The sequence below is a fragment of the Nostoc sp. C117 genome (genome assembly GCF_043099735.1).
Lineage (GTDB): Bacteria > Cyanobacteriota > Cyanobacteriia > Cyanobacteriales > Nostocaceae > Nostoc.
In genome coordinates this window covers 2,705,725-2,719,837 of record NZ_CP170991.1, presented here as the reverse complement: position 1 = coordinate 2,719,837, position 14,113 = coordinate 2,705,725, and the positions used below count along the sequence as shown (strand labels likewise).

General features: G+C 41.7%; 10 protein-coding genes. 2 read left to right on the top strand and 8 right to left on the bottom strand.

The window, feature by feature from the left end; all coding sequences use genetic code 11:
• Nucleotides 1-124: 124 nt before the first annotated feature.
• Together gcvP and ACFG4S_RS12225 are read left to right on the top strand one after the other, a co-directional pair.
• Nucleotides 125-3,052, top strand: coding sequence for an aminomethyl-transferring glycine dehydrogenase (gene gcvP / locus ACFG4S_RS12230; protein ID WP_392535053.1), 2,928 nt, complete (start codon nucleotides 125-127; stop codon nucleotides 3,050-3,052).
• A 275-nt stretch (nucleotides 3,053-3,327) separates the two neighbouring features.
• Nucleotides 3,328-4,782 carry a hypothetical protein gene (locus tag ACFG4S_RS12225; RefSeq protein ID WP_392535052.1) on the top strand — a complete coding sequence of 485 codons (1,455 nt, stop codon included), beginning with the start codon at nucleotides 3,328-3,330 and terminating at the stop codon, nucleotides 4,780-4,782.
• 94 nt (nucleotides 4,783-4,876) lie between these two features.
• Here the strand turns inward: ACFG4S_RS12225 and ACFG4S_RS12220 are convergent, their stop codons facing one another.
• From ACFG4S_RS12220 to ACFG4S_RS12185, 8 genes are all read right to left on the bottom strand, one after another.
• Nucleotides 4,877-5,740: an SDR family oxidoreductase gene (locus ACFG4S_RS12220; protein WP_392535051.1), complete on the bottom strand. Its 864-nt coding sequence runs from the start codon at nucleotides 5,738-5,740 to the stop codon at nucleotides 4,877-4,879.
• Between the two features lie 54 nt (nucleotides 5,741-5,794).
• Nucleotides 5,795-6,352: a DUF2808 domain-containing protein gene (locus tag ACFG4S_RS12215; RefSeq protein ID WP_392535050.1), complete on the bottom strand. Its 558-nt coding sequence runs from the start codon at nucleotides 6,350-6,352 to the stop codon at nucleotides 5,795-5,797.
• Nucleotides 6,353-6,579: 227 nt separating this feature from the next.
• A complete protein-coding gene (locus ACFG4S_RS12210) occupies nucleotides 6,580-7,017 on the bottom strand; it encodes a DoxX family protein (protein ID WP_392535049.1) in 438 nt (145 codons plus the stop codon).
• Between the two features lie 10 nt (nucleotides 7,018-7,027).
• Nucleotides 7,028-8,995 carry a response regulator gene (locus tag ACFG4S_RS12205; RefSeq protein WP_392535048.1) on the bottom strand — a complete coding sequence of 656 codons (1,968 nt, stop codon included), beginning with the start codon at nucleotides 8,993-8,995 and terminating at the stop codon, nucleotides 7,028-7,030.
• Nucleotides 8,995-9,471 (bottom strand): response regulator, encoded by a 477-nt coding sequence (locus ACFG4S_RS12200; RefSeq protein WP_392535047.1) that lies wholly within the window; start codon nucleotides 9,469-9,471, stop codon nucleotides 8,995-8,997. The genes ACFG4S_RS12205 and ACFG4S_RS12200 overlap by 1 nt, the downstream gene beginning before the upstream one ends.
• Complete coding sequence (locus ACFG4S_RS12195) at nucleotides 9,468-11,477, bottom strand: ATP-binding protein (RefSeq protein ID WP_392535046.1); 2,010 nt, start codon at nucleotides 11,475-11,477, stop codon at nucleotides 9,468-9,470. Before ACFG4S_RS12195 ends, ACFG4S_RS12200 begins: the two co-directional genes overlap by 4 nt.
• Nucleotides 11,467-11,721 (bottom strand): helix-turn-helix domain-containing protein, encoded by a 255-nt coding sequence (locus ACFG4S_RS12190; protein ID WP_392535045.1) that lies wholly within the window; start codon nucleotides 11,719-11,721, stop codon nucleotides 11,467-11,469. The genes ACFG4S_RS12195 and ACFG4S_RS12190 overlap by 11 nt, the downstream gene beginning before the upstream one ends.
• Before the next feature lie 515 nt (nucleotides 11,722-12,236).
• Nucleotides 12,237-13,880, bottom strand: coding sequence for a lipoxygenase family protein (locus ACFG4S_RS12185; RefSeq protein WP_392535044.1), 1,644 nt, complete (start codon nucleotides 13,878-13,880; stop codon nucleotides 12,237-12,239).
• Nucleotides 13,881-14,113 lie beyond the last annotated feature (233 nt).

The window sequence follows — 14,113 nt, the reverse complement described above, 5'->3', positions numbered from 1 at the left end:
GAGGGGACCCCACCTTCCCAGTCCCAAAAAAAAGTTATCAAATTTAGATAAATTGATAAATTACACTCACTTGTTATCAGTATTTATTGCAAAATATGAAATAGTACCATCTGGAGAGTAATTTGTGGTATTGAATCTTCCTATTTTCAAGTCTAGCGATCGCCTCCTAGACGAAACGAGTCAAAAGTTAAGTAGTTTTGCGCCCAGACACATTGGCCCTAACTCCCATGACATCCAGCAAATGCTTGAAGTCTTAGGATTTTCTAGCTTGGATGCCCTCATCGACCAAACAGTACCACAGGCAATCCGGCTCAACCAACCGCTAAAGTTACCAGCAGCCGAAAGTGAATACGCAGCACTGGTATCCTTAAAAAAAATTGCTGACAAAAATCAGGTTTTCCGCTCCTATATCGGTATGGGATATTACGACAGTATTACCCCACCAGTCATTGGGCGTAACATCCTCGAAAATCCCGGTTGGTATACTGCCTACACTCCTTATCAGCCAGAAATTGCCCAAGGACGATTAGAAGCGCTGCTAAATTTCCAAACCCTGATTATCGATTTAACAGGTTTGGAAATTGCCAATGCTTCATTACTCGATGAAGCCACAGCCGCCGCAGAAGCCATGAGCCTCAGCTATGGTGTTTCTAAAAATCAGGCAAATGGCTATTTTGTCTCTCGTGATTGCCATCCCCAAACCATTGATGTGTTGCAAACTCGCGCTGAGCCATTGGGGATTAAGATTATTGTCGGCGATCATCAAACATTTGATTTCGAGCAACCAATTTTTGGGGCTGTTCTGCAATATCCTGCAAGTGATGGCATCATTTACGATTACCGCGCTTTTATCGAAAAAGCCCATGCTAAGGGTGCATTGGTGACGGTAGCAGCAGATCCGTTAAGTCTAACTTTGCTCACCCCTCCTGGGGAATTTGGCGCTGATATTGCCGTGGGCAGCACCCAGCGGTTCGGTATTCCCTTGGGGTTTGGGGGACCTCATGCGGCATACTTTGCGACCAAGGAAGAGTACAAGCGGCTCGTTCCAGGGCGAATTGTTGGAGTATCAAAAGATGCTCAGAGTAAACCTGCATTGCGTCTGGCTTTACAAACCCGCGAGCAACATATCCGCCGCGAAAAAGCTACTAGTAATATTTGTACAGCACAGGTGCTACTGGCGGTGATAGCCAGTATGTACGCCGTCTATCACGGTCCGACTGGACTCAAACAAATTGCCCAGAATATCCATTCATTGACAGTGTTGCTGGGAGAAGGACTCAAGCGTTTGGGTTACAAAATCAGTTCTGAACATTTCTTTGATACGCTACGAGTAGAACTGGGAAGACACAACTTAGAAGATATTCTGGCAGTCTCCGAAAAACTTCAAATTAACTTGCGAATTTTTGATACAACTGCTGTTGGTATCTCGCTAAATGAAACTACCACAGTAAATGATGTGCTTGACATCTTAGCAATTTTCGCAGGGGACAAAGAACTACCTTTCAACTTAGAAGAATGGTTTTCTCCCCATCTCCTCATCTCCTCATCTCCCCATCTCCCCCTCCCTCGTCAAAGCACCTATCTCACTCACCCAGTCTTTAACCGCTATCACTCAGAAACAGAATTATTGCGCTATCTGCACAAGTTAGAAAGCAAGGATTTGTCGCTAACAACATCAATGATTCCTTTGGGATCTTGCACAATGAAGTTGAATGCGACAGCTGAGATGATTCCGGTAACTTGGGAAGAATTTGGCAAGATTCACCCATTTGCCCCGGCGTCACAAACACAGGGTTATAAAATTCTGTTTGAGCAACTTGAGGCATGGTTAGCTGAAATTACTGGTTTTGCAGGAATTTCTCTGCAACCAAATGCCGGTTCTCAAGGTGAATATGCCGGACTTTTAGTAATTCGCCAATATCACGAAAATCGGAAAGAAGGACACCGCAAAGTCTGTTTGATTCCCACCTCAGCACACGGGACAAATCCAGCGAGTGCGGTGATGTGCGGCATGAAGGTAGTGGCTGTTGCCTGTGACTCACAAGGTAATATTGACGTTGATGACTTGAAGGCCAAGGCAGAAAAATACAGCAATGAACTCGCCGCTTTAATGGTGACATATCCCTCAACTCACGGTGTTTTTGAGGAAGGAATTCAGGAAATCTGTGCAGTTGTTCATAGTCACGGTGGCCAAGTTTACATGGATGGGGCAAATATGAACGCCCAAGTGGGAATTTGCCGTCCTGGAGATATTGGCGCGGATGTCTGTCACTTGAATTTGCACAAAACTTTCTGTATTCCTCACGGTGGTGGTGGTCCGGGTATGGGGCCGATTGGTGTTGCTGCTCATCTTGTGCCGTTTCTACCTGGACATGTTGTTGTCACTATTAACGACTCAACTCAGCACTCACATATTGGTGCTGTGGCGGCTGCGCCTTGGGGTAGTGCGAGTATCTTGGTGATTTCTTGGATGTACATTGGGATGATGGGTTCAGCTGGTTTAACCCAAGCAACCAAGGTAGCGATTCTCAACGCTAACTACATCGCCAAGAAACTGGAATCGTACTATCCGGTTTTATATCAAGGGAAAAATGGTCTAGTTGCCCATGAATGTATTTTAGATTTGCGATCGCTCAAAAAATCTGCGGCGATCGAAATCGATGATGTCGCAAAGCGTCTCATGGATTATGGTTTCCATGCACCGACTGTCTCCTGGCCTGTGGCGGGTACAATCATGGTGGAACCAACAGAAAGCGAATCGAAACAAGAGTTAGATCGTTTCTGTGATGCGTTGATTTCGATTCGCCAAGAAATTGCCGAAATAGAATCAGGCAAGGTGGATATTCAAGATAATGTTTTGAAGAATGCACCCCACACTGCTGAAAGTCTGATTACTGGAGAATGGCAACATCCCTATTCCCGCGAACAAGCTGCTTATCCTGCACCTTGGACTCGTGAATATAAATTCTGGCCTGCTGTTGGTCGCATTGATGCAGCTTTTGGCGACAGGAATTTTGTTTGTTCTTGTCTACCAATGGATGCTTATTCGTAGTACCTCAGCGCTAACCGCCTTTCTGTTTACAGAAAGGCGGCTACTATTTGGAGTCTCAGAATAAATAATGGTATGGATTTTGTTTCGTCCCAAGACGCAAGATGAAAGATTGCTTTATTAATACTAATTTTCCATCAAAATGCAGGTAATATTTATTAAACGAACTACAAAGGAAGAGATAAATTAAGTAATTATCCAGTGTAAGTTTACCAAATATTGGTATAATATTTTATAGCTATTAATGTTTTTTTACTTAGCTATGGAATTTAGTATATATGGTTCGATACGCATTAAATAAGAACCGTATTTTTGTTGATGCTCAATTGAGCCTCTACGATAAGGATGAAATTTTCACATGTATATTCTGCGATCGCTTACTTTTCTATAAAAAAGCGCACCATAAAACACGTAAAGAAACATCGTTCTGGGTCTGTGGACATTTTTCTCATAACGTCAATATAGAAGAAGCACAAGAAACAGAAATAGATTGTATCAGCAATAAATTTTTCAGTACTAGAAGCGAAAGTGCAGTACACAAATATGCCAAAAGTCGAGCAGAAAATATACTTAATGCAACTACTCAAACCTACTTTAAACAAGAAAGTTTTGAGTCAATTCAAGAATACCAATACCCAGGCAGAAGAACTGATATTGCACTTGTTAATAAAAAGGGAGCAGGTTTTCTAAATTACGAAATACAGACTTCTCCTACAAGTTTTAGTTCTATTACAACAAGGGTAGAAAAAGATAGAAGTAACCATGTAGGAGCAACAATTTACGCAATCGGGGAAATCAGCAGAAGAGGATCTACTGATGAATGGGGTAAAGGTGTTGGTGGTCTGGGTGCAACTCAGGCAATACTGTTAGCTTCATGTCTGGAAGCTTATGGAATGGCTCAGGATATTCAAAAAGTTGCAACTCATCATGAAATTACACATTTGGAAGATACTAGAACCGGATTCATCTATATAGAGGAAAAAGATATATATGGAGACATTCAATTTAATCAGCATAAGCTTATAGGCAGACATAACGAAATCATTAATGTAACTACAGACACAACAGCCGAAGTTATATATCAAGCAATACTTGAACATGAAAAACTACTCAAAGACCCTATAATATTTGACATGGGTTTTGCTGGCAACCTTTCTATTTCACATGTGAGCGATACAGTAGAACGATTTGATGGTGATGACGATAATACAAAGAGATATGAAACACCTTTGGCAAAATTAGATTTAGAGTTACTTCAGAAACTCAAGCTACTGTGTCAAACACATCAAGGACATATAGGGGCTGCAATAGAGTTTGATATTAATACCCATAGAGCAAAAGTTGTCTTACTATGGCAAAGTGTAGAACGTTATGAGTGGATAGACTTTCAAAACTTATTTATCTCAGAAGCAGATTTTATATCTACAACAAGCTCATACAAAAACACTGAATTAGAAAAAGAAGAAGGTAATACGCATTGGATAAAGAAAATTAAGACAGAAATAATTCCTTACAATATACTCAACCCAATACAAGATTGGAGCCAGGAAACTGCAAGTCGAATGCAAAGACTTAAAATAGGTGACAGATGCACCTGGATTGATGCACCTAATTGGTGGAATCCCAAAGGAGAGGAAATCAATGATATTGCCCAAGATGGAAGAGTGCGTCTTGCTTATAGCGGTAGATATATTCCTAGAGAGGAAGTGATTCTTATTGAATCTGCAGAATAAAGACCAAGTAATTGTCCACCAAATAGTCTAGAAATTGTTCTACTTGCTCATGGGCTGAATTTTTGTCTAAATCCCATTGTTTAAGTGCCACCAACTATAGCATTTCCAATTCTTCCCTTACAGATAATGGCTGATATCCCAATGCAAATGCTTTGGAACTATCTAAAGAAACATCTGCTGGTCTAGGTGCTGCCATTTTCACATCTTGTTGTCGGCAGGATTTCAGACCAGTGCTAGGAAGTTGAAATACTTCAACTAATATCTGTCCAAAATCATAGCGAGAAATTCGCTCTTTGCCACCTAAATGAATAATGCCATTAACTTTTTCTAATGCTAATAAAAGTCCTTTAGCGGCAGTTGTTCCACTTACTGGGGTGCGAAATTGATCTATAAATAAACTTAGTTCTTCTTCTGCTTGTAAAGTTTGAATAAATGGCTGAATAAAGCTTTTAGCTGTGGGTGTTGCCGCACCAAACATCAACGGCATCCGGCAGACTGCGGTTATGGGATATCGCTCTAGCATACCTGCTTCTGCGATCGCTTTCTGCTCACCATAAAGATTGATAGGACACACGGCATCTGTTTCTTGATAGGGGGCATTTAAGCCATCAAAAACTAAGTCGGTTGAGGTAAAAGCACAAGGAATAGAATTATCCGCGCAAAGTCCGGCAATATTACACGATGCGATAACGTTAATTGTGTGGGATTCTTCCGGGTGGGTTTGACAAAAGTTAGGTTGCGAATGTGCAGCAGTATGAATAACTGCTGCTGGTTGGATATCATTAAATATGCGCTTCAATTCCTGGAAATTTGTTAAGTTTGCTTTTAGCATTTTCATGCCAGGAATATCTAGAGGATGTGATAGATAAGTACCATAAATTTCCCATTCTGGTCTTGCAAGTTGGCAAAGATGCCATCCTAAAAAACCACTTGCTCCAGTGATTAATAATCTTTTCATGTTTTATTGAATGGGGAATGGGGAATAGCTAAATAATTAAACTTTCTGCCTCCTCTACCACCAACTTCTGTTGCTGTAAAACTGAAATCGCCCAAAGCCGAGAAATTGACCGTGGGATTTCTCACCTACTGGAAATGCTGTGACACCTAGTAAGTAAACGCCAGAGAAGCTGGGATTACTCACGGGACGGAGGGCAATTGTAACTGTTTGTCCTGGAGTTACGGGAGGGTCAAAGTTGACTGTAATTGTGCGTGTTTGACGATCGCTTGTAACTGCGCCTAATGTTAATTGCGTTCCTTTGCGATCGCGTGTTCCCACAAATGCACGGGTATCATCAAGGTGATATTGAATATTTTCCGATCCCTCACGTTGGACAATGGTTACCTTCTGAAGAGATTCTCCAGCATTTTCCGGCAGGTTGATAGTGAAATAGTAAGTTCCACCCCAAAAATTTACTTCTTTGTAAGTAGTTGTCGCTTCAACCAGTTTTGGAGGTTGGACAAAATAGACTATACCATCTCTGAGTTGCACTGCTTGAGCCACTGGAAAAGTCAGTTCAGCAATGCCGATTGCTAATGAAAGTGTTATGCCAAAAAAAGTTGCGACGCGCATAGTTGAATATCAGTAAACCAAAATAGACAAAAGTATCAAGAGTGCCTCGGCTTATAGCCCTGAGTTACCCCTTAGAGAAACTCTAGAACACCAATTCAGTAATAAAACGCGAGACTGGACAACCAACTTTTTAGGTAATTTCAAGCACAATTTCCTTCTTGCGCCTAAAAGAAATCCGAATTTTTCGTCATAACCCTAAATACTGAATCAGTCTTCTAGCAACTCGCTCATTTCAATTCTAGTTCTTTGGGAATTAGTGATTTGGGAATCAGAGAAGCTTGTGTTTCCCAATCTGAAGGTTTAGTGTACCACCAAGCCCAAGCAATTAAAACTGCTTGAAAGGGCAGCCTGATTACATGTACCCAGGGTGAGTCCGGTATATGTTCCAGATGAATATGATTAACGGCCATATTGATATTTGCAGGAAAAACCGCAATAAAAAGAGCAATGAGTCCCCAAGCCGCAGCTTGACTTACAGGCGGGACTAATAACCCAATACCACCCAAAATTTCATAAAAACCACTCAGATAAACTAATTCTAAAGGGTAAGAAAGTTGTGGTGGCATAATTTTGACATATGGTTCTGGAATCAGAAAGTGTGTGACTCCAACCACAATAATTGATATAGCAAGGATGACGCGTAACAGTTCCTTATGTTTATTCATGGTTTTTATTTCAACTATGTTTAATTAAATTAGAAATTGCTACCAGCAATTCTTCTGGTGTTACAGGTTTAACGATGTGTTGTTGAAAACCGGCTTTGAATGCTTCTTGCTGATTGATTTCTCCTGCATAAGCAGTGAGAGCGATCGCGGGAATCTGTTTTTCTCCTGCTTGTGCTTCCCAAGTACGCACTTCTTGCATCAGCATATAGCCGTTCATTTCTGGCATTCCAATATCGCTAAGCAAGATATCTGGTTTTGATTGTGTTATTACTTGTAATGCTTCATCTGCCGATTCCACTGCAATCACCATCGCTCCAAATTCTTCAAGCACAAAGCTGAAAAATTCGCGGCTGTCGGTATTGTCGTCTACGATCAAGATTTGTATCCCCATCAGCGGAGAGAAAGCTGAAACGTTAGTTACAGGATTAGTATTGATGTGATGTTTAATGAATGCACTGTCATTAATTAGTGGTAGGCTAACTGTAAAAATAGCTCCCTGCTCCTCGCCGGCACTTTGAACCCAAATGGTTCCACCGTGCATCTCGACTAAGTGACGAGCGATCGCTAAGCCTAATCCCAAACCACCAAATTTTCTAGTTGTGGAATTGTCACCCTGACAAAAATAGTCAAACACATGAGGCAGAAAGTCTGGGTTAATGCCTTTACCTGTATCGGAGACGGTAATTTGGGCGTTACCATCAATCCACTCTAATCGCACATCGACTCTTCCCCCTGTGCCTGTGAATTTGACGGCGTTAGATAATAAATTCCAGACGACTTGCTGTAACCGAGCTGGATCGCCGAGGACTTTGCCAACTCTTGCATCCAGCATTGTTTCAATGTGAATAGTTTTGGCCTCTGCTGCTAAACGGACTGTTTCCATTGCGGCTTCAATGGTAGATGCCAAATTGACTGGCACCATATTCAGGTTGAGTTTACCTTGGAGGATGCGAGAAACATCCAGTAAGTCATCAATAAGTTGAGCTTGTAATTTGGCGTTGCGCTCAATGGTTAAGAGTGCTTTTTGCAGGGCTGACTCATTAAATTTCCGGCTTTGCAAGAGTTTTGCCCAACCGATAATCGGATTCAAGGGCGATCGCAATTCATGGGAAAGCACGGCTAAAAACTCATCTTTGATGCGGTTGGCGGCTTCAGCTTCGGCTCGAGCTAATTTTTCTAGTTCCAAAAGGCGATCGCGTTCTGATTCGGTGCGTTTGCGATCGGTAATATCAGTTAACATGGCGATCGCACCTAAGAATTCACCTTGCTCGTTAAAAATAGCTCTAGCAGAAATCAGTGTCCAAATATATGAACCATCTTTGCACCGCCATCGACTTTCTTTCAAATCGCTCTCTTGTTTCTTGAGCCACTCTAATTGTTCTGCGGCGGCAATACCATCAATGCGATCGATAAAATCAAAGATGAAACGGCCGAGCATTTCTTCTGCTCCATAGCCTAACATTTGTGACATCCGCTGATTCACGAATTCTGTACGTGCTTGGGAGTCAATCATCCAAATTCCCTCATAAGAGGTATCAACAATTCGCCGATATCTAGCTTCGCTTTTTTGTAAAGATTCCTCTGCTTGCTGGCGTTCGCGGCGCTCTTTGGCTTCCCGCAATGCTCGTTGCACCGAGGGAACCAATCGCCTAAGTCTTTGCTTCACTACATAATCAGTTGCACCATTCTTCACAGCTTCGATCGCTAATTCTTCACCCAATGCCGCAGAAACAAAAATGAATGGAACTTCTGGACATCTATTTCGAGCAATTTTCAGGGCAGAAATTCCATCAAAAGATGGCAGGGCATAATCGGCAAGAATTAAATCGAAAACCTCTGTGGAAAGAGCAGCCAAAAAGTCAGCACTGGTTTCGACTCTTACCAATTCACAATCAATTCCCCCTTCCTCTAGCATCGCTTGGGTAAGTTCTGTATCCAACAGACTATCTTCTAAAAGGAGGAAACGAAGGAGACTCATCAGTGGCTCTCCTGTTGAGAATGAGGTACAGGAGGCAAAGCACCTAGGGGTGGCTGATTAATCACTGCCCAGAACAGTCCTACACCCTTAATGGCATCAGCAAACTCATGATAATCTACAGGCTTGACGACATAAGCATTAACGCCTAACTTATAACATCGAACTAAATCTGGCTCCTCGCGGGAAGAAGTTAATACTACAACTGGAATCACTTGCATGGTTGGGTCAGATTTGAGTTGTGCCAGCACTTCTAATCCATCGATTTTCGGTAATTTCAAATCGAGCAGTATCACAACCGGATGTCCCTCCATTCGCAACCGGAACAGTCCCCGGCGATAAAGATAATCTAGCGCTTCTTCTCCATCACGTACCACCACCACTTCGTTTGCAAGATGATTTTCTGATAAAGCAGCCAAGATTAATTCTGCATCATAAGCACTGTCTTCAATCAGCAGAATTCGTTTCAATTCCTTCATTCCGTCTCCTTCTTCGACAACTTTGGCAGTGAAAAATAAAAGGTGGCTCCCTTATCAATTTCGCTCTCTGCCCAGACTCGACCATTATGCCGATGAATAATCCGCTGCACATTTGCCAATCCAACACCTGTGCCTTCAAATTCTGGGTTGCTATGCAGACGTTGAAAGACTCCGAATAGCTTGTTGACATATTGCATATTAAAGCCAACGCCGTTATCTTGGACAAAAAAGATCGTTTCTTCGTCGTTGTCAGTACTACCAATGGTGATTTTGGCTATGGTGCGAGTTTGGGTATATTTAACGGCATTCGCTATCAAGTTGCGAAGCACTAGCCGCAGCATTGAAGGATCGCCTTGCACTTCTGGTAATGACTCGATGTACCAATGAATTGTGCGTCCTTGGGTTTCTGCAATCATATCCCGTTTTACCTCTTGGACTAACTCTTCAATATCGAGGATGACATAACGCATCTCGGTACGCCCCATACGGGAAAAGCTGAGCAACTCGTCAATTAGTATTCCCGCCTGTTTTGCAGTTTGGGCAACGATCTTTAAGTAGCGCTGGCTGGTTTCATCTAAGGTTGTTGAGCTGAGCTGTTTTGTAAGCAATTCGACAAAGCCGGCGATGTGGCGAAATGGCGCTCGCAAGTCGTGAGAAACTGAATAGGAGAAGGATTCTAGTTCTTGGTTGGCGGCTTCTAACTGAGCTGTGCGCTCTTGAATTCGTTGCTCTAGGGTTTCGTTTAGTTGTTGTAGCTCAGTTTCGGTTTGTTTGCGATCGCTAATGTCGCCAATGAGTCCCAGCATCCGGGTTGCTTCTCCTTGACTATTATAATAAACATGACCCCGCCCCCAAATCCAACGTAACTCTCCATCGGCGCGGTGAATACGGCACTCAAAATCCCAGATATCGTTATTAGTTAAGGCAGTTAAAAATTTGGCATTAACTAAAGGGCGATCCTCTGGTAAGACATGTTCTAGAAATATTTCATAAGTCCATTCTGGTAGAAGAGACTTGTAGCCAAAGATTTGATCGTGTCGCAGGGAACGGTAGGCAGTTTGGGTACTCAAATCCAAATCCCAATCGCCTAATTCTGCCGATTGCAGAGCAAACATGAGCCGTTCCTTGCTCTCGCGCAAGGCTTCTTCTGCTAAAAGGCGATCGCGCAGTGCTGCTTGCTGTTGGCTAATATCACTAATCAACACCACAAACCCTTCAACGTTTCCCTCTCGATCCAACTGGGGAACATAAGTAGCATTAATATACCGTATTTGACCATCTTTATAAGAAATTTCACTTTCAAAACTAACCTGGTGTCCTGAAAGTACTTGTTCTACATAGGGACGAATTACTTCATAAGCAGATTCACCCAAAACTTCCCAAAGATGTTTTCCATAGGCTTGTGCTGCTGGATACCCAAACCACTCTTCATAAGTTCGGTTATTAAAGCGGTAGCGTTGTTCGGAATCGACAAAGGAAATCAAAACTGGTAGTGTATCCGTAATCAGGCGAAGTTCTGTTTCTCGTTGCCGCAGTACTTGTTCATTGGATTCGACAAACCGATTGAATCGTGCCTCGCTTTCCCGCAGAGATTTCAGGCTAGCCTCAGCTTTGCGTTGGGCTGTGCGCCGCGACTCGTTGAGATAACTAATTAACCCTGCTGCCAATATAAACACAACCAAGGGAACTAAAGCATTCAGATTGGTAATATTTAATGTATGCAGCGGTTGGAAAAACAAGTAATTGAGTGCCAAAGTAGACAAAACTGTTGCGAGTAAACCCGGAGCCAAGCCACCATACCAGGCACTCACCATTACCGCCGGGAAAAACAGCACCGCAGGGGTTGGAGTGATATATGGTTTGAGCAACAGAGTTGCTCCGAATGCTGAAGCAACGCATAGCAAAGCAACTCCATAGTGTAGGAACTGCTCCCAAATAAGTGTGCTTTTTTGTCTCTTAGCAACTAAGATGTTTTCGGGTTGATGAACCCTCACCTTATGAGTCATAACCCGATTTTATTTTTGGAAAATACTGGCTCAGCAGTCTTTTGCCCGGTTCCCCCATCTGGCGTAACATTTCTTCGATTAGTTTTAGGGCTATCCGTGAAGGCACTGTATGCCTATTTTCCCAGCGATTGACTGTTTTGAATGAAACTCCTAATTTGGCTGCAAACTGTTTCTGAGAGAGGTTGAGTTCTTGGCGAAGCTCGTGAATTAAATCTAAAATTTCCAGTCGTGTTGTTAGAGCCACCTTTTTTTCCTATTCTCACAGTTATCAATAAAATAGGACAAGTGTCCTATTTTTTGTCTCTTGCTTAGGGAATATTTTCTAAGTTAAGGAACCTCTAACGAATAAATTATTGAATATTGTGGGCTGGACGTCTCTCACGTCTGTTGATTTTTAAGGGCGCTGATGTTGCCCACTTCACAAGAATGATTGTTATTTTACACAATGCTTATGTTTTCGTCTTTAACTCAACTGTATTACTTCAGAACGTCAAGATTGAGGATAGAAGGTTCACAGCATACACATAAATCATGCATTTAGCGATTTCCAACTAAAAAAATATTCCATCGTTGTGTATGCAGAGGAGGCAGAGGAAGTTAAGACCAGAGACGCGAGGAATCGCCGTCTCTACAATAATTGATCGCGTCTTTGCGCTCTAGAATTTTCATCAAAAAACCTTAACCAAATCGGTATTAAGGGTGAGGTTTTTTGGCATAAATTTTATGCCGACCTACTTAATTAAGTGAAATACTACTAAGTTAGACGCTGATGCTATTAGTAACAAGCCTTGGTTTGAGATAGTTGTAATCTATTAAACGACTCTTGTTATTCAACTCAATTTTCCGCTCCGCTTCGTTCAAATCCTGCTGGAATTTAACTAAAATATCCTGAGCTTCTGGGTCGGTCAATTGATCGTCATAGTATCCTAATCTGTCATAACGGTAAGCTGACAGGATAAATAAAACCGATAATTGGTCAGCAGTTTGTTTCGAGGGTGGCAGAAATGATAATAGGCTTTTGTGGTCAGCAATAGTGCCTTCTGCTGTCATTTGTTTATAAGCAGCAAGAGGCATATTGGGCATGAAAGTCATATATTCATATTGCGGGTAGTTAACAGCAGAATGTTGTGGTCCGCAAGTAAAAATAACTGCTGTGGCAATATCAACTAATTGTTGTAATTGGTTAATGCGATCGGGAACACCCTTAACTCGTCCGCCTGATTCAGAAACTAATTCTTGTGCCCAAGCTTGCAATTCAAAGTCTGCTGTCAAATCTTCGGGGGTTTTGTAGTAGATTTCCAAATAATTAGATACAAACTTTTTAATGGCATTCCACAATAGCAGCCCATCATCTCGATAGGGATAGTGAGGTAATTTTTCCTTATCATCCACACCCCTATTTTTTAATTCAGTGGGTAAAGCAAACTGATCTAAGCTCCATTCTTTATAGGCATTGACGACAATTTGCAATGACTCTTGCAAAGTTCCAGCGAGTAATTCGTCTACAGGACCACCTCTATTAACTAAGCGTTTACGCCCCAAGTCATTATTAGCCAACATGAAACTAAAATGGGGTTTTAGTAATAAATTTAGGGGATGATTTTCAGCTAATTGACGGGCTGTAACAATGGCAAAAGGTTCCATAGCAAAGTGAGTTCGACAAAGATGGCTACTCATTTCATGATGGTTAGCATCAGCGATTTGAACACAAAGTTTGGCATGAAACCAAGTTGAAGGATCGTCAAAAGGTGTGATTAGTGGGCTTTGCTTGCCGGCTGAGGGATTGAGTTGGATCGCAATAGGTACTAGTTGACCGCGATCGCTAAAACCAGAACTGCGCCAACAGAAAAAAGCTAGAGGACTTGGTAAATATTTCTTACCTCTCTCGTAAGTACCGCCTTTAACAAATGAAAGTGGTCTGTAATCAGTTACATATAAATTTCCATTGGCCAGTTTCTCCACTAAATCGATAGATTTACCAAACTTTTGTTGCAGTTCTTCGATGGTAAACTCAAAGCCCAACGGCATATATTGGATTTGGCGTAAAGCCATAGGATTTGCACCGCACAGTCGTTGTTCACAAAAAGAGTCATCAGTTTGATATGTTTTGATAATATGAGGTTTAGGCAAGACTGGAAAATAGTCTTCATAGTCTTGTAATTCATCTAAAGGGTCCCAGAAACCACGGGCTTTAACAGCCAACATATTTATAGGAAGCTCTGCTGTATCTATTGTACGTTCAGCAATATATTTAGTAGAAAAATTTTCGATAGACGGTACATTTTTAAGCATCGCCATTGGCGGTAAAAAGTCATGATCGAATTCATACTCTTCTTGTTTGTGGTCTAGCAATGTTTGACGTTTTGTCTGGTCAGGATCGTTTTGAGGAAGGTATGATTTCATAAATGTTGATTCCTGTTTAAAGTAAGAACAATAACAAGTACATCTTAGGATGACATCGCTCTACACCCTAATAAGTCTCTGTACTTTACGCAATTGAAAGCCGCTATATCGCCCTTAAAAGCTACTCACATGATTATTTTTAAAGGACAACTGTGTGGTCAATCATCTAATACAAATTTGAGATAACACTGAAAATTAATAAAATTGTAATAATTCAGATTTATTGTAATTTT